This is a genomic window from Maribacter aurantiacus, from assembly GCF_005780245.1.
Lineage (GTDB): Bacteria > Bacteroidota > Bacteroidia > Flavobacteriales > Flavobacteriaceae > Maribacter > Maribacter flavus.
On record NZ_VBUK01000003.1, the window covers coordinates 80,658 to 97,997 of the forward strand.

Annotated in this window: 13 protein-coding genes; 12 read left to right on the forward strand and 1 reads right to left on the reverse strand. The window is 43.2% G+C overall.

Annotated features, from left to right (window positions below):
• Positions 1-12: 12 nt before the first annotated feature.
• Both FEK29_RS07385 and FEK29_RS07390 read left to right on the forward strand, forming a co-directional pair.
• The gene (locus tag FEK29_RS07385) at positions 13-786 is read left to right on the forward strand and encodes a type IV toxin-antitoxin system AbiEi family antitoxin (protein WP_138257789.1); all 774 of its coding nucleotides are present in this window, start codon (positions 13-15) and stop codon (positions 784-786) included.
• Positions 773-1,669 (forward strand): nucleotidyl transferase AbiEii/AbiGii toxin family protein, encoded by an 897-nt coding sequence (locus FEK29_RS07390; RefSeq protein ID WP_138257790.1) that lies wholly within the window; start codon positions 773-775, stop codon positions 1,667-1,669. Before FEK29_RS07385 ends, FEK29_RS07390 begins: the two co-directional genes overlap by 14 nt.
• A gap of 59 nt (positions 1,670-1,728) precedes the next feature.
• Here FEK29_RS07390 and FEK29_RS07395 read toward each other — a convergent pair whose 3' ends face one another.
• Positions 1,729-2,259 carry a hypothetical protein gene (locus FEK29_RS07395; protein WP_138257791.1) on the reverse strand — a complete coding sequence of 177 codons (531 nt, stop codon included), beginning with the start codon at positions 2,257-2,259 and terminating at the stop codon, positions 1,729-1,731.
• A gap of 572 nt (positions 2,260-2,831) precedes the next feature.
• On the opposite strand from FEK29_RS07395, the gene FEK29_RS07400 reads away from it, so the two are divergent.
• From FEK29_RS07400 to FEK29_RS07445, 10 genes are all read left to right on the forward strand, one after another.
• Positions 2,832-3,206, forward strand: coding sequence for a plasmid mobilization protein (locus FEK29_RS07400; RefSeq protein ID WP_138257792.1), 375 nt, complete (start codon positions 2,832-2,834; stop codon positions 3,204-3,206).
• 8 nt (positions 3,207-3,214) lie between these two features.
• Positions 3,215-4,009 carry a relaxase/mobilization nuclease domain-containing protein gene (locus FEK29_RS07405; RefSeq protein WP_138257793.1) on the forward strand — a complete coding sequence of 265 codons (795 nt, stop codon included), beginning with the start codon at positions 3,215-3,217 and terminating at the stop codon, positions 4,007-4,009.
• Between the two features lie 12 nt (positions 4,010-4,021).
• On the forward strand, positions 4,022-5,521 hold the full coding sequence (locus tag FEK29_RS07410; RefSeq protein WP_138257794.1) for a hypothetical protein: 1,500 nt from the start codon (positions 4,022-4,024) through the stop codon (positions 5,519-5,521).
• 138 nt (positions 5,522-5,659) lie between these two features.
• Positions 5,660-6,079, forward strand: coding sequence for an HYC_CC_PP family protein (locus FEK29_RS07415; RefSeq protein ID WP_138257795.1), 420 nt, complete (start codon positions 5,660-5,662; stop codon positions 6,077-6,079).
• Between the two features lie 142 nt (positions 6,080-6,221).
• Complete coding sequence (locus FEK29_RS07420) at positions 6,222-10,019, forward strand: efflux RND transporter permease subunit (RefSeq protein ID WP_138257796.1); 3,798 nt, start codon at positions 6,222-6,224, stop codon at positions 10,017-10,019.
• On the forward strand, positions 10,016-11,233 hold the full coding sequence (locus tag FEK29_RS07425; protein WP_119638282.1) for a TolC family protein: 1,218 nt from the start codon (positions 10,016-10,018) through the stop codon (positions 11,231-11,233). The genes FEK29_RS07420 and FEK29_RS07425 overlap by 4 nt, the downstream gene beginning before the upstream one ends.
• Positions 11,234-11,235: 2 nt before the next feature.
• Complete coding sequence (locus FEK29_RS07430; protein ID WP_138257797.1) at positions 11,236-13,638, forward strand: multicopper oxidase domain-containing protein; 2,403 nt, start codon at positions 11,236-11,238, stop codon at positions 13,636-13,638.
• 28 nt (positions 13,639-13,666) lie between these two features.
• Complete coding sequence (locus FEK29_RS07435; protein ID WP_138257798.1) at positions 13,667-14,263, forward strand: DUF3347 domain-containing protein; 597 nt, start codon at positions 13,667-13,669, stop codon at positions 14,261-14,263.
• On the forward strand, positions 14,264-14,719 hold the full coding sequence (locus FEK29_RS07440; RefSeq protein ID WP_138257799.1) for a heme-binding domain-containing protein: 456 nt from the start codon (positions 14,264-14,266) through the stop codon (positions 14,717-14,719).
• Positions 14,720-14,792: 73 nt separating this feature from the next.
• A complete protein-coding gene (locus FEK29_RS07445) occupies positions 14,793-17,336 on the forward strand; it encodes a heavy metal translocating P-type ATPase (RefSeq protein ID WP_138257800.1) in 2,544 nt (847 codons plus the stop codon).
• Positions 17,337-17,340 lie beyond the last annotated feature (4 nt).

Below are 17,340 nucleotides of genomic sequence, written 5' to 3' on the forward strand. Positions count from 1 at the left end.
TAATTTGGTACCGTGAGTACCGATAGTAAATTAAAAATAAACCAATTATTGGGTGCGAATCCTTCGGGAATCGTTTACCTATCTTCTTGGTTAGTAGGGAAAGGATATAGTCTTGATCTGCAAAAAAGGTATCGTAGCAGTGACTGGTTTACCTCAATAGGTACAGGAGCCATGATACGCTCGGGTGATAATGTCGGTTACGAAGGTGCAATCTATGCCCTTCAAAAACAAGCTGGGCTATTTGTACATCCGGCAGGGAAGACCGCTTTCTCATTACTCGGAAAATCACATTATTTAGAACTTTCCCAAAAAAAGGTTACGCTGTTCGGCGGAAAAAACGAAAAACTGCCCACTTGGTGCTTAAAGCATGATTGGGGCGTAACCCTAGACTATTATAGTTCTTCTTTTCTACCAGCGGAAATAGGGCTTACGGAAGTGGAGCTAAAAACATTCACTATAAAAGTTTCCAGTGCTGCAAGGGCAATGCTGGAGTGCCTATTTTTAACACCCAAAAATCAAGAACTTTTAGAGTGTTACCAATTAATGGAAGGGTTAAATAACCTAAGACCGAATCTTGTTCAAAATCTATTGGAAAACTGTTCCTCTATAAAGGTAAAACGCCTTTTTCTATATCTGGCCGAAAAGGCTGGTCATAGTTGGGTTCAACATATAAACCTCGAAAAAATAGATTTGGGAAGTGGTAAACGAAGTATCGTAAAAAATGGTGTTTACAATTCAAAATATAAAATAACCGTTCCTACTGAATTTGCAAATGGCGAATTATAAATCACAAGTTTCACTGTTATTGAATATACTTCCGGACGTTGCAAAAGAAACATGCTTTGCCCTCCATGGAGGAACGGCCATTAACCTGTTCGTTCGCGAAATGCCTAGGTTGTCCGTAGATATTGATTTAACCTACGTTCCGGTCGAGAATAGGGAAACATCTTTTAAAAATATAACGGGGGCCTTGGAAAGAATTAAAGCAACTATTCAAGCGGTTGTCCCAAACGCCAAGGTTATACACAAACAAGCTGAACTTAAATTGCAAATTTCCAATACACAAGCTCAAATAAAACTGGAAATCAATCAGGCAATGCGTGGAACCATTGCGCCACCTATCAAAATGACCTTATGTGAAAAGGCACAGGAAGCATTCGATGCTTTTTGTGAAATCCAAGTTGTTCCTATTGGCCAGCTCTATGGAGGTAAGATTTGTGCTGCGTTGGATCGTCAGCATCCTAGAGATTTTTTCGATGTCAAATATCTTTTAGAAAACGAGGGATTTACCGAGGAAGTCAGAACAGGATTTCTCTTTGGACTGTTAAGTAGCAATAGACCGCTACATGAAATGCTTACTCCAAATTTACTTGACCAACGTTCAGCTATGGCGAATCAATTTGAGGGTATGAGTGAAGAAGAATTTACTTATGAAGATTTTGAAGCTAGGAGAAGTTTGCTTATCAAAACCATTCATGAGAATCTTACCGATACCGATAAGAAATTTCTTCTGAGTTTCCAAAATGGCACTCCCGATTGGAGTTTATTGGATTTTGGAGATTACCCTGCCGTGCAATGGAAACTGCAAAATCTTCAAAAGCTAAAAGAAGCTAATCCTGAAAAGCATAGGGAGCAATTAGATCTTTTAGAAAGTGGGCTTATAGCTTAATCCTAGTTATGAACATTCCACATAAAAACACTCCGTTAACACGTAAGTACAATTCTTAACTAGAGAACCGGCACGAAATTATTCGATGATGAACAGTAGATATCAATAACCTCTACTATCTCTTCTGATGTAAATTCATCTATAACCGATAAATCAAATTCACTAGCGAAATTACATAAGAGTACTTTGAGTTCTTCTATGGTGTCCTCCTCCAATCCACTAGCGTTAGGATTATAGACTTTATAGGCAAGAGACCTGCCAAATTCCTTGTCGAATTTCTTTTCTGGATAGCTATCACTTTCACCTAAAAAATTCTCGAAATAATACATGTATTTTTGGTTCAAGCCCCAAAAGTACAGAGCGGTTAGTTCGTCCTCTTCAAGGTTATTTTTGAACTGCATTAACATTACAAAAGGGTCTAATTCATACTCGTTAGACAAGTCAAATCCATAATGATTAATACTTTTGAACAGGTCGATAATTGCTTTATTATTTGATTGTTCAAAGGAAAAACTCATCAATAATTTACGTAGAACCGATTTTTTAAAATAGGCTATAGTAGCTGCATTGATATCTGTTGTAATGAACATTTTGTCGCTAATACTTATCAATGGGTTCTAAGTTTTTTTGTTGGTCGTAGGTCCGGATTTTGAGATTGACCAAAGATACCGAGTAAAGATTTTAACTAAGGAGGTAGTACTCTTTTTAACTTTTTTATTCAGCCATATATTCCCAAGCCACTGCGGAAGTCTTGCAAAAATTCCACTCCGATCCTCCCGAGCGGGCGACCTTCGTCCGCCCGCTTTCGGTCGTCTTTCCGTTCCGGTTTTGCAAGACCCCCTCGCGGCCGCGCAAAAGCACAAGCGGCGGAAATGCCGCTTGCCCTTTTTTCTCCCTACCCACAAAAAGCTTGAATATTTCTTTATTTCTTTATTTCTTTCAATTTTTTCAACACCATATTAGACCAAATAAATCTACTATCTGTACCCATTTATATTAATATGGTTCGATATGAATTAACGACTTAAACAATTGATTAATAGATAGTTAAATTCATAATTGATTACTTATATTTATCCGTGAAACGGATAGCGAGGTGCATTCTAAGTTACTTAGAATTGTCTACTTCTTGCGAAGTGTTTTGCCTTAAAAAGCAATAAAAATGAAGCAACGAAAAAGAGGCCGAAAACGATTGGGAAACAAGAAGCGACTTTATAACGTGATGCTGCGGTTCAACGATTCGGAATATGAAAAATTGCGAAAAATTTGTGAATCCTATAATCTAAATATTTCCGAAAGGGGAACGATAAGTCCGCTTTTAAGAAGGTTAGTTTTGAACAAAGAAGCTGACGAAAAAGATATGCTCCCCGATACCTCGAACCTTGCTTACCACATCAACAGAATAGGCAACAACATTAACCAATTAGTCAAAATCGCACACCACAAAAACCTGAGAAGCCCGAATTCGAACCTCGAACGGGAAATAAAAAAGACCAACGAACTCCTACACTCGCTAATTGAAATTGCGAAGGATTAAAGAACGGCATGATAGCAAAGATTATTTATGGGGAGACCTGTACCGGGACATTGAACTATGTCTTCGGAAAAGAAGGTATGCGAATACTCGGTTACGGCAACACGTTTTCCCAAAGCATATCCCCAAAGTTCTTCGGGAACGTGCTCCATTTTCAGGGGCAGCGCAATGCCACAAAAAACCGTTATGCCCATATCAGTCTGAACCTTCCCCACGGGGAACATTTAAATGACAAGACCTTTTACAAAATTTCCAAGGAATATATGGAAAATATGGGTTTTGGAGAACAGCCCTATGTGGTGGTCAGGCACAACGATACCAAGCATGAGCATGTTCATATCGTAACCACTATCGTAAAAGAAGATGGAAAAGTCCTGCCTATTTTTAATAGTCACAAAAGGAGCATGGCGACACGACAGCACCTAGAAAAAAAATACGACCTGTCACCGGCACCGACGACAAAACAGATACGGGAACTCCCGATATACCGATTGCCCGAACTACAGTTCGGCATGGATGCGGAAAAGGGAACGAAGTATTATCTACAGGATGTGCTAAACAGCATCAACCAGAAATACAAAGTGCGAAGTTTCAATGAACTCGGAAGACTAGTAAAGCCCTATCATATTGAGTTACGGCAAACCAAAAGCGAATCGGGAAGGATTGGGGTTGCCTATGGCCTGAACAACCAAAAAGACTACCGAACAAGGTTTATCAACGGTTCCGCCGTACACCGAGGTCTGAGCGGCCCGAAACTGCAAAAGGTCTTCGATGCACATTCAAATTCGAAATTGCTGCCAATGTAACGGAAACGCCTGTTGAAACAAATTGAAACAACCTATGACCTTTTTTATACTATCGATCCGCACGACCTTCAAGATGTGCTCCAGGAGTATCAGGGAATCGACATCAAACTGGACAAAAAAGGAGATGTTATCGAGGAATTTACAATCTATGACAAATCGCGCTATGTATTCAGGGCAAGGGAACTTGGCAAGAACATTCGGATGCAGAATCGTTTGGACATTTTTGGCAACAGGGACGAACCCACTCAAATCGATATCGAAAGCAAACAGTTCAGATTGGAAGTCCAAAAAGTTATAAAAGAGGCATTGACGACATCATACCTGAAATCCCCAAAACAGCAAGGACTGCTTTCGGAACATATTTTGAAAACCAGCTTCGGGAATATCGTCCCCAGCTTGACCGCTACAAAAAAACATTATTTCTTGGAACGCTACATCCCAAAAAATCAAAAGACCGAATTCAGAAAAGCGTTAGAGAATGCCTTTCCCATGGTCAGGCAAAGATTATATGAAATAGAAACCAAAAAAGAAAAGGAAATCTTGGAGAATAAATTCAAACTTATCGGCAAGGTATTGAAGAAAGGCATTTTCGATGTTGGAATTGAAAAAGGTAGCGTTCGTCTTTTGTTCCAAGCTTGGGGCGTAAAGTATCAAAACAACGAATTGTGCTTTACCAAATCGAACAAGCATACTGTTCCCGTAAAACTGGGCAAACTGCCTTTTCCCGATAATATGGAAAAACATGTATCCACGGGCTTCGTGCGTCAAAACCATTTGATATTGGAAATGCTGTCTGAGCAATCTTCCGAAAACAGCTCCAAGTTGACTGCAACGGCTATATTCTTGCCTATGATTTTTCCGAAACTATATGGAAAAATGAATACCGTTTACAAAAAGCAATATGAAAGTATCGCTTTGGGTTCGTATATAAAGAATGCCGAACGTATGCATGCGCCTTTCGAAAAATCGGCGAAGGATTATATCTCCCTGTTCAATGCCAAGGGGTTCTATTTTGTAAATGGAGAGAAAGGGTTCGAGATCAAATCCATTTATACGGACAATACAACAAGTTGCCCCTTGCCGAAAAGAACGAACCAGTATTTGAGTTCAATTCCTGATTTAAGCGAAACATTAAAAGGACAACAACCTATCATTAATGAACTAATAGCAGATGGAAGGAACAATCTCGAAAACCTATGGGCGGGACATTTGATGGAAAGGGGACTGTACGACAAGGTCGCCTTTATGCTAACCGCTGAAAAAGGGTACCCGAACCTGCACCGGGAAATAGTGCAACACCATATGGATAACGGACTTCGCGAAAGTGTGAAAATGGCATCAGCGAGGCATTCGAATATCCAACAAAACAGACTGCTCAGAAAAGGCGTTTATGCCGTTAGCTCCTTATTGGGCAGTAGGGGCAAGAAAACCGAAGAAGTCTATAACGGGTTCAAGGATGAGTTTACGGATTGGTCGAAATACAAAGGCAAAGGTAGAGGACTTTCATTCTAAATTTCGTTTTCATTCTTTGTCCCACAAACTATTATCTTATAAAACATCTCACATTTTTTGACTATTTTTCATCGATTGCATTGCCCAAAAATTCCTTAAACCAAAAAAAGAATCTTAAAATTTTGTAATTTTGCATCGATGAAAAAGGTTTTCCATAAAATATTATCTGTTTTAATGGCATTTGTAGTGATGTTCACTACGATGTCATTCACGGTTGATATACACTACTGCGGGGACTCTTTGGTCGATTTTAGTTTCTTCACAAAGGCAGAAACCTGCGGAATGGAAAAGGCACAACCAACCACGGGTTGTGAAAATCCTTCAATGAGCAATAAATCGTGTTGCTCAGACCAAAAAATCGTGAAGGAAGGTAGCGACGACCTTAAAACATCATTCAACAAACTTACTTTTGAGCAACAAACCTTCGTTGCCACATTTTTCTACACCTATATCAATCTTTTCGAGGGACTTGATGAAAATATCGTTCCCTTCAAGGATTACTCGCCCCCCTTTATTGAACGGGACGTTCAGATACTCTACGAGACTTATTTAATTTGATTTTTAGACAGTAGCCCGATTCCGATACCCATCGGAACGGCACTAAGCCCAACGGTTATCCCGTTCTGGGCACGTTTTGTTGTATTCAACTTTTAGAATTGCAACAAGCCACAATTGTATAACTGTCTAATTATCATTTTATATGCTGAACAAAGGCATAAAATTCCTTATAGAAAATAAGCTCGTTGCGGTACTGATGCTAGCCCTTTTCGTGGGTTGGGGTATCGTGAACGGACCCTTTAATTGGGACACCGGAATATTGCCCAATGACCCTGTGGCTGTAGATGCCATACCCGATATTGGCGAAAACCAACAGATTGTTTTCACCAAGTGGCAAGGGCGCTCTCCTCAGGATATCGAGGACCAGATTACCTACCCGCTCACCACTTCCCTTCTCGGAATACCTGGCGTCAAGACCATTCGTAGTTCTTCGATGTTCGGGTTTTCCAGTATCTACATCATTTTTGAAGAGGACATCGAATTCTACTGGTCGCGTAGCCGCATCCTCGAAAAGCTCAATTCGCTACCCAGCGGTCTGTTGCCCGATGGTGTCAATCCCGCCTTGGGCCCGGATGCCACGGGATTGGGACAGATTTTTTGGTACACTCTGGAAGGTCGTGACAAAGAGGGAAACGTTACAGGTGGATGGGATTTACAGGAACTACGAAGCATACAGGATTACTACGTAAAATATGCGCTCTCTTCTGCAAGCGGTGTAAGTGAAGTGGCATCCATTGGCGGATACGTTCAGGAATACCAAGTGGATGTTGACCCCGAAAAGATGCGGCAGTACAACATCGGTCTGGCGGATATTGTAAAGGCCGTTAGGGAAAGCAATCAGGACATCGGTGCGCAAACCTTGGAAATGAACAAGGCCGAATACCTGGTGCGCGGTCTGGGGTACGTAAAATCCATAGCCGATATAGAAAATGCGGTAGTCGATTCCGAGAATTTCACTTCCATCAGGATAAAGGATGTAGGCAAGGTACACTTGGGACCAGCTACACGTCGCGGCATTTTGGACAAGGAAGGTGCCGAAGTCGTGGGCGGTGTGGTAGTTGCCCGTTACGGTGCCAATCCGCTGGAAGTCATCAATAATGTCAAAGACCAAATCGACGAGGTAAGCTCGGGGTTTCCTTCAAAAGAACTGGCCGACGGTAGAACCTCCCAAGTCACTATTGTCCCCTTTTACGACCGTACCGAACTCATTCAAGAAACCTTGGGTACGCTCAACGAGGCCCTGACCTTGGAAATCCTGATTACCATTTTGGTCATTATCATAATGGTTTTCAATCTCAGAGCATCCATATTGATTTCTGGATTATTGCCCGTGGCGGTGTTGATGGTCTTTATCACGATGAAGCTCTTTAATGTGGATGCGAACATTGTGGCACTTTCGGGTATCGCCATTGCTATTGGTACGATGGTAGATGTCGGGGTCATCCTTGCCGAAAATATGATTCGACATCTGGAAGATGAAGACTTGCGGGTAAACAAAAACGGTCAACCCTATACAACAAACGAAATCGTTTACAACGCCACATCCGAAGTTTCCGGCGCTATTGTTACTGCTGTAATGACTACAATAATTAGTTTCCTTCCGGTGTTTACGATGATTGGTGCTGAAGGGAAACTCTTTCGACCATTGGCATTTACCAAAACAATGGCATTGGCCGCTGCACTCGTTATTGCCCTATTCCTTATACCGCCATTCGCAGCCACTTTCTTTAGAAAGACCGAAATGCGGGAACGGCTCAAATATGCCATCAATGGGCTTTTAATCCTTTTGGGAATCACCGCAGTGATTTTTGGGTATTGGATAGGATTGGTACTTGTCGCTTTTGGCTTGGTAGCCATTTTATCGATGCGTGTTACGCTTTCGCGAAATCGAGCTGGCGAGATTCACGACCAAAGGGAGAGCGTAGCGGTAAAGCAAAAAAATCTCATCAATACGGCTATTGCCACAATCGCAGTTGTATTCCTATTGGCTGAATACTGGCGACCGCTCGGCTTCGACCGCAGCCTGATTATGAACCTCATTTTTGTAGCGGTAAGCTGTTTTGGTGTTCTGGGCATCTTTTCGCTACTCAGAAAATACTACGATAGCATCTTAAGATGGGCATTGCAAAACAGATTGCTGTTCTTGATAATTCCCACCACATTGCTGGTTCTCGGTTTCTTCATAATGCGCAACACGGGTAAGGAATTTATGCCAGCGCTCAACGAGGGTTCGTTCCTGTTGATGCCTACCTCGCTACCGCACTCAGGTGTAGCCGAAAATAAACGGGTCTTGCAACAATTGGATATGGCGGTGGCCACCATCCCTGAAATCGAGACCGTGGTCGGAAAGGCAGGCCGCACCGAATCCGCGCTTGACCCGGCACCGCTTTCGATGTACGAGAACGTGATTCAGTACAAGTCGGAATATATGCGCAACGCTTCAGGGGAACGGCAACGCTATCGGGTAAACGACGACGGACTTTTTGTATTGAAAAATGATAGGTTCCATATTAATCCGAACAACGAAGTAGAAAACGATGCCAGTTATGAAGCATCCCAATTGCAAACTACCATCACAAGAAACGAATTGATTCCCGATGATGATGGCGAGTACTACCGAAACTGGCGACCTGAAATCCAGAGCCCGGATGATATCTGGAACGAAATCGTCAGGGTCACTAAACTGCCCGGTATTACTTCCGCCCCTAAGTTACAGCCTATCGAAACCCGATTGGTGATGCTGCAAACGGGTATGCGCGCGCCAATGGGCATTAAGGTCAAGGGGCAGGACTTACGGGAAATCGAAGCTTTCGGCTTGGAACTCGAAGAAATATTGAAACAGGCCGAAGGTGTAAAAGAACAGGCCGTATTTGCCGACCGTATCGTGGGCAAACCCTATCTGTTGGTGGATATCAAACGGGAACAGTTGGCGCGTTACGGGGTTTCGATTATGGACGTACAGGAAATCCTGCAAGTGGCCGTAGGTGGGATGCCCCTGACCCAAACAGTCGAAGGTAGGGAACGCTACGCCGTTAGGGTACGCTACCCACGAGAGCTGCGTGATAATCCGACCGACCTAAAGAATATCTACGTTCCCGTGGAAAAAGGAAGCCCCGTTCCCCTTGGCGAACTCGTGGACATCCGGTATGAGCAAGGTCCGCAGGTCATCAAAAGTGAGGACACCTTCTTGGTCGGCTATGTTTTATTTGACAAGCTGGACGGCTTTGCCGAAGTGGATGTGGTGGAAAATGCCCAGGCCTTGATTCAAGAAAAGATAGACAGCGGCGAACTGACCGTACCCAAAGGCATCAGCTACAAGTTTACGGGCACCTATGAAAACCAGTTGCGTGCAGAGAAAACCCTGTCCATCGTGGTTCCGCTATGCTTGATTATCATATTTCTCATTCTATACTTTCAGTTTAAATCGGTCACCACCTCATTGATGGTATTTACCGCCATTGCCGTAGCATTTGCAGGTGGCTTTGTGATGATTTGGCTCTATGGACAAGACTGGTTTCTCAATTTCAATTTGTTCGGTGAGAACCTTCGCGAGTTGTTCAATATCAAAACTATCAACCTGAGCGTTGCGGTCTGGGTCGGATTCATCGCACTCTTTGGTATTGCTACCGATGACGGTGTGGTGATGGCAACCTATCTCGACCAATCTTTCGATAAGGAAAAACCGAATGACAAACCGGGCATTCGTCAAGCTACCCGTGAAGCGGCAGGCAAGCGTATCCGTCCCTGTTTGATGACGACCGTAACGACCGTTCTTGCCTTGTTGCCAGTGCTAACATCCACCGGAAAGGGAAGCGATATAATGATTCCAATGGCCATTCCCATTGTGGGTGGGATGCTCATTGATGTAACCTCATATTTCCTGTTGCCCGTACTATATAGCTGGCGGGAAGAAAATCAACTTAAACGAGCGAGCAAATGAAAAATGTAAAAATCATCATCGGATTATTGCTTGTTTCTTTTTACGCGGAAGCGCAAGAGCTTCAATCTTATATACAGGAAGCAGAAGCGAACAATCCAGATATTCAGGCTTACGAGCTGCGGTACAATATCGCCGAAGAAAAAGTGAACGAAGTCAATACGCTACCTAATACTGTGGTAAGCGCAGGATACTTTGTAAGCGAACCCGAAACCCGAACGGGTGCGCAACGGGCACGATTTTCGATTTCGCAGATGTTGCCGTGGTTCGGTACGATAACGGCACGGGAAAACTATGCCAGCTCAATGGCGGAAACCGAGTTTGTTGAAATTGCCATTGCCAAACGAAAACTGGCACTTTCGGTCGCCCAATCCTACTATCAACTATATGCCATCAATGCGAAACAGGATGTACTGGACGAAAACATCCAACTACTACAAACTTACGAACGGTTGGCATTGACCTCTGTGGAAGTGGGCAAGGCTTCCGCAGTTGATGTTCTACGGTTGCAGATTCGCCAGAACGAACTGCAACAACAAAAAGAGGTCTTGCAGGAGGAGTATTTGGCGGAACAGGTCAGCTTCAACAATCTTTTGAACCGAAAGGAAAGCATTGCCGTTGAAATCGTCCCAGAAATGACCATCCCAACGGAAGACCCGATATACAGCGATGAAGGATTGGCGCTTAATCCCGAACTGCTCAAATATGATAGACTTTACGAGTCCATTGAACAATCCGAATTGCTGAACCAAAAGGAAAGTGCCCCGAACATCGGTTTTGGATTGGACTATGTACCCGTTTCCGAACGTCCCGATATGACCTTTAGCGACAACGGCAAGGATATCGTGATGCCAATGGTATCGCTGTCCATACCTATTTTCAACAACCGCTATTCATCGGTTTCCAAACAGAACGAACTGAGACAACTGGAAATCGAATCACAAAAAACAGAGCGTTTGAATGTACTTGAAACCGCTTTCGCGAAAGCAAAATCACAGCGCAATCAAGCCCGTATTCAGTTCAATACCCAAGAAAAGAGTTTAATGCAGGCTAACGATGCCGAGGAAATATTAATAAAGAATTATGAAACGGGAACCATCGATTTTAACGATGTGCTGGACATTCAGGAATTGCAACTGAAATTTCAGATGAACCAAATCGAATCCATAAAGATGTATTACGTGCAATCAGCACTTTTAAACTATTTAATAAATTAAAAATGAAAATATTACAAATCACCACCCTATTGCTGTTTTCTTCTACTGTATTTGCCCAAGTAGGCACAAACGGTGCGGACAGAAATGAAGAAGGTAGACCTGTCAAGGAGTATAACTTAACCATTGAAGAAAATGAAATGACGCTCGCTGGTGTAACAGCAAAAGGAATGACCATCAATGGTAGTATTCCTGGACCAGTCTTGGAATTCACCGAGGGCGACCTCGCCATTATCAATGTTACCAATAAAATGGATGTGGAAACCTCTGTACATTGGCACGGGTTGATATTACCCAATTTTTACGATGGCGTTCCCTATTTGACCACGCCACCTATTAAACCAGGAACAACTTTTCAATACAGAATCCCAATCAACCAATCAGGCACCTACTGGTACCATTCCCACACGATGCTACAGGAGCAAAGCGGTGTTTATGGGTCTATTATTATTCACCCAAAAGAAAAAACTCTGGAATATGACAAGGATTTGGTTGTGGTACTCTCTGATTGGACCAACGAAAATCCTATGAATGTTTTGAGAAACCTTAAAAGAGGTAACGAGTGGTATCAGGTCAAAAAAGGTACGGCGGTTCCTTTGGGCAGGGTTATCAAGGAAGGCGCATTTGGTGCACAACTGAAATTTTGGAGAGACCGTATGGAAGGAGCAGATATAGCCGACATCTATTATCCGGCATTTCTGACCAATGGAAAATCATTGGCCGAGTATCCCGAATTCAAAACAGGCGAAAAAGTACGGCTTCGCTTTATCAATGCATCCGCCTCTACCTATTACTGGATGGATTTTGGCGGTGGCAACCCTATGGTCGTTGCGGGCGATGGTATTGATGTGGAACCTGTACCTAAAAGCCGTTTCCTTTTTGGTATTGCCGAAACCTATGATGTTATCGTAACCATCCCTGAAGGTACTTTGGAAGTTACCGCCACCGCTCAAGACGGTTCTGGTAGCACCTCGTTGCGCTTGGGACAGGGAAGCCTGTATCCAGCAAAAAGAATTGAGAGACCGGACAAGGTTGCAATGATGAAACAAATGGCCAAAATGGATATGAAGATGGGCGCCCCTGCAATGGTGGGTAACAAAAAGAAAAAAACACCCGAGTTTTTGAAGGAAAATTACGGGATGAAAATGGATATGAAAGATGGCCAGATGAATATGGGAATGCAAGACAAAATGTCAATGAATAAAGGCGAAATGGGCGACAATATGAAGATGGACGACCATAAGCAAATGAAGATGGATAAAAAGATGGACGGTATGGCAGGAATGAAAAAAGATTCAATGCCAATGAAATCTACCGAACCTTCGCATATGATGGGAGGCCATATGGGGCACGATATGCCTATGATGCAAAAAGACACTTCCTCTTTTGATTACGATACCCGTAAAACCTATTTCAACTATGATTTCTTAAAAGCGAAGGAAAATACCACCTACAAGGCTGATTTGCCCGTAAACGACATTCTATTAAACCTGACCGGAAATATGCAACGCTATGTGTGGAGTATTAACGGTGTGCCACTTTCAGAAACGGATAAGATTAAAATCAGGGGTGGTGAAGTAACCCGCATTACCCTTAACAACCTAACGATGATGCACCACCCGATGCACCTTCACGGGCATTATTTTAGGGTAATCAATGAAAATGGTGAGCGCTCGCCGTTGAAACACACCGTCAATGTGCCACCGATGCAGAAAGTGGTTATCGAGTTCTATAACGAGGAGTATGGCGATTGGTTCTTTCACTGCCACATCCTGTACCATATGATGGGCGGTATGGCTCGCGTATTCAGCTATGATACCCCAAGGGATGAAAGGATGAAAAACTTTCCCGTTCAAAAACTGATTGACGAAACAGACCATTACTATTCTTGGGGATTGTTGCGTGCAGGCTCAAACTTTAATGAACTATTTCTGATGTCAAGCAATATTCGGAATGAATTTGGTTTAAGAGCAGAGTTCGATTATAACAAAAACCTTGAAGCCGAAGTAAACTATAATAGGTATCTCAATGATTGGGTGCGCCTCTATGTAGGAGTAAATACCGAAACTTCTACACCCGACTCGTATGACACCTTTAATACAGTAGGTCTAATTGGTGTAAAATACTTTACGCCTTACCGATTTAATGTAGATGTGAGTGTAGACCATCAACTGCGCCCAAGGATACGTCTCGATAGGGAACTGTTGCTTTTTCCACGCTTTTTCCTTGAAGGGGAATACGAATACCGGGCAGACTTTGGTTGGGTGAACGATATAGGCGATACATCCTATCAGGGCGAAACGCAATGGTTGGTGGGAACCTCTTATATCCTATCCCGAAATTTTTCAATACAAGCAAATTACAATAACCGATATGGCTGGGGTGGCGGTCTTTTAGCCCGATTTTAACAAAGTAACAATTTAAAACAAACACAAAATGAAAACAGTAAAGAGAACGATAGGTACAATGGCACTTGCTACCGTAGTGATGGTAACAGTTTCCTGCAAGGACGGAAATAAGAACGAACCCGCCAAGCCAATGAGCAATGAAATACATCAAGAAAAGATGGATGATAAGGAAGATATGGCTATGGATAACAGCCAAGATGCCAAGGCAGAAGCGATATTGAAGGACTATTTCAACTTGAAGGACGCTTTGGTCAACGATGACAATTCCAAAGCAAAGGAACTGGGCAACACCTTGGCACAATCGCTCAAATCCTTTGATGCATCGAGCTACTCGGACAGCGAGCAGAACGAACTAAACGATATCATTGAGGATGCCACCGAACACGCCGAGCATATTGGCGAGAGCGATATAGCCCACCAACGCGAGCATTTTAAAACGCTTAGCAAGGATATGACCGATATGGTGGCGATAACGGGAACTTCAATGACCATTTATGAGCAGTACTGCCCAATGTACGATAACAATAAAGGCGGTGCTTGGCTAAGTATGAATGAAGAAATCAGAAACCCCTATTTCGGTGCCCAAATGCTAAAATGTGGTAAGGTGCAACGTGAAATCAACTAAGTGAAAATAGTAAAAATCATAGCGTGGATAGCATTGGTTGCCTTTGTGGTCATCCAGTTTTTTCCTGTGGACTATAACCAGAGTGAAACCGTACCACAAACCGATTTTATGCTCGTGAACAATGTACCTGCAACGGTAGAACAATCGTTGCAGGTTTCCTGCTATGATTGCCATAGCAATAATACCGATTATCCTTGGTACAGCAAGGTACAACCCTCTTCTTGGTACTTGGAACATCATATCAAAGAAGGAAAGGCAGAGCTGAATTTCAACGAATGGGGCAACCTTTCCGACCGAAGGAAAAATAGCAAATTACGGTCTATCATAAACCAGATCGAGGATGGGGAAATGCCTTTGGATAGTTACACGCTAATTCATCGGGATGCAATTTTTTCTGAGGCGAACAAAACAGCAGTAATTGACTATATGAATAAACTAAAAGATAGCTTGGAATAAAGTCCTGCTGCGGGAAGGGTAGTATGATGGTTCGTAGTAACCCTTTCCGTAACAGACACAAATTAGTAAAGTAATGAAACACACCTATCACATACACGGAATGACCTGTAACGGTTGCAGAACCCACGTCGAGAAAACGCTCTCTAAAGTGGACGGTGTAATTGATGTATTGGTCGATTTGGAAAAATCTGAAGCGGTCATTGAAATGGAATCGCATATTCCTATCGAATCATTTCAGGAAGCTCTAAAGCAAGATGGTGGTTCGTATAGCATTCACAAATCTGGCAAACATCATCACAAGGATGATTCGGCTAAAGTTAATACTGAGCATAGTCGAAGTACGAAAGCGAAAAAGCAAAAACCAAAAGGCAAGGGAACCGGAACGTTCTACTGCCCGATGCACTGTGAAGGCGATAATACTTATGACAAGCCAGGCGATTGCCCTGTCTGTGGAATGGATTTGGTGGAAGAGCAAAGCTTTTCCGCCAGTTCCCGCAGCGAACAATGGACGTGCCCAATGCATCCTGAAATTGTAAAGGATGAACCGGGAAGCTGCCCCATTTGTGGGATGGACTTGGTACCGATGAAGCCAGATTTGTCCGCAGAGGAAAAAACCTATAAAAAACTGCTCAAAAAGTTCTGGATAGCCACGGCCTTTACACTGCCTATTTTCATCATTGCGATGTCCGAAATGGTCAGCAACAATCCGCTATACGATATTTTGGAACTGAAATACTGGAACTGGATTCAGTTTGCACTTTCCCTACCCGTGGTGTTCTATGCCACTTGGATGTTCTTCGAGCGTGCTTATCGAAGCATAAAAACGTGGAACCTCAATATGTTCACGCTCATTGGCATCGGTGCTGGTGTAGCTTGGTTGTTTAGTGTATTCGGGATGCTGATGCCGGACTTTTTCCCAGACCAGTTCAAGACCGAAGCGGGCACCGTACACGTGTATTTTGAAGCGGCCACGGTCATTCTCACGTTAGTTTTACTTGGCCAACTATTGGAAGCCCGAGCCCATAGCAAGACAAATTCCGCGGTCAAGGAACTTTTAAAACTGGCGCCAAATAAGGCAGTTAAAGTCGTGGATGGTGAGGAACAGGAAGTGGCCATCGACCAAATTGAATTGGGCGATATTCTTCGGGTAAAACCGGGCGATAAAATTCCCGTTGATGGTGTTATCACCGAAGGCGAAACATCCATCGATGAATCGATGATAACGGGCGAACCCATTCCAGTCAACAAGTCAACCGATGATAAAGTCAGTAGCGGAACTATCAACGGCAACCAGTCTTTCCTTATGAAAGCGGAAAAGGTAGGTTCCGACACTTTGCTTTCACAAATCATCCAAATGGTCAATGATGCCAGTCGTAGCCGTGCGCCTATCCAAAAACTGGCCGATACCGTTTCAGGTTACTTTGTGCCCATCGTGGTCATCATCGCCGTAATCACTTTTGGGATTTGGGCAATTTGGGGACCAGAACCAGCTTATGTGTATGCCTTGGTCAATGCCATTGCCGTTTTGATTATCGCCTGTCCCTGTGCATTGGGATTGGCAACACCGATGTCCGTGATGGTCGGTGTGGGTAAGGGTGCACAAAATGGGGTGCTCATCAAGAATGCAGAGGCACTTGAAAAAATGGATAAGGTAGATACCCTTATCGTGGATAAAACGGGAACGATTACCGAAGGAAAACCCACGGTGGAAAAAATGGGGTCTTTTGATAACGGTTTCAGCGATAGCGAAGTACTGCAATACATTGTTTCCCTGAATAATCAAAGTGAGCATCCCCTTGCGGAAGCCACCATCAAATACGGCAAAGAACAAAAAGCTGATTTCTTAAAAGCCGACGGGTTCAATGCCGTAACCGGTAAAGGTGTTGAAGGTAATGTAAACGGTAAAAAGGTGGCTTTAGGAAATGCCAAAATGATGGAATATGCAAAGGCGACGCTTTCCAAAGAAATGGAAGAAAAAGCCCAATTCTTCCAAAAGCAGGGCAAAACCGTTTCCTATCTCGCGATTGATGGAAACCTTGTCGGTTATGTAGTAATTGGTGATAAAATTAAGAAAACGAGTGCCAAGGCCATCAAGGAATTACAGGACAAGGGAATCGATGTGATTATGCTCACGGGCGACAACCACGATACAGCTCAGGCAGTGGCCAACGAACTCAATCTTGCAGATTTTCAAGCGGGAATGCTTCCCGAAAACAAATTGCAGGAAGTTGAAAAACTACAAGAAAATGGAAAAGTCGTGGCGATGGCAGGTGACGGTATCAATGATGCACCTGCTTTGGCAAAAAGCGATGTAGGCATCGCAATGGGAACGGGTACTGATGTGGCCATAGAAAGTGCTGCCATTACTTTGGTCAAAGGCGACCTACACGGTATTGTCAAGGCAAGAAATTTAAGCGATGTGGTAATGCGAAACATTAAGCAGAATCTGTTTTTTGCGATGATATACAACACCTTGGGAATACCCATTGCTGCGGGATTGCTCTATCCATTTTTTGGGATTTTACTATCACCAATGATAGCTGCTTTGGCGATGAGTTTCAGTTCGGTTTCGGTCATAGCCAATTCGCTTAGGCTTAAAGGTTCAAACATTGATTAAGTTA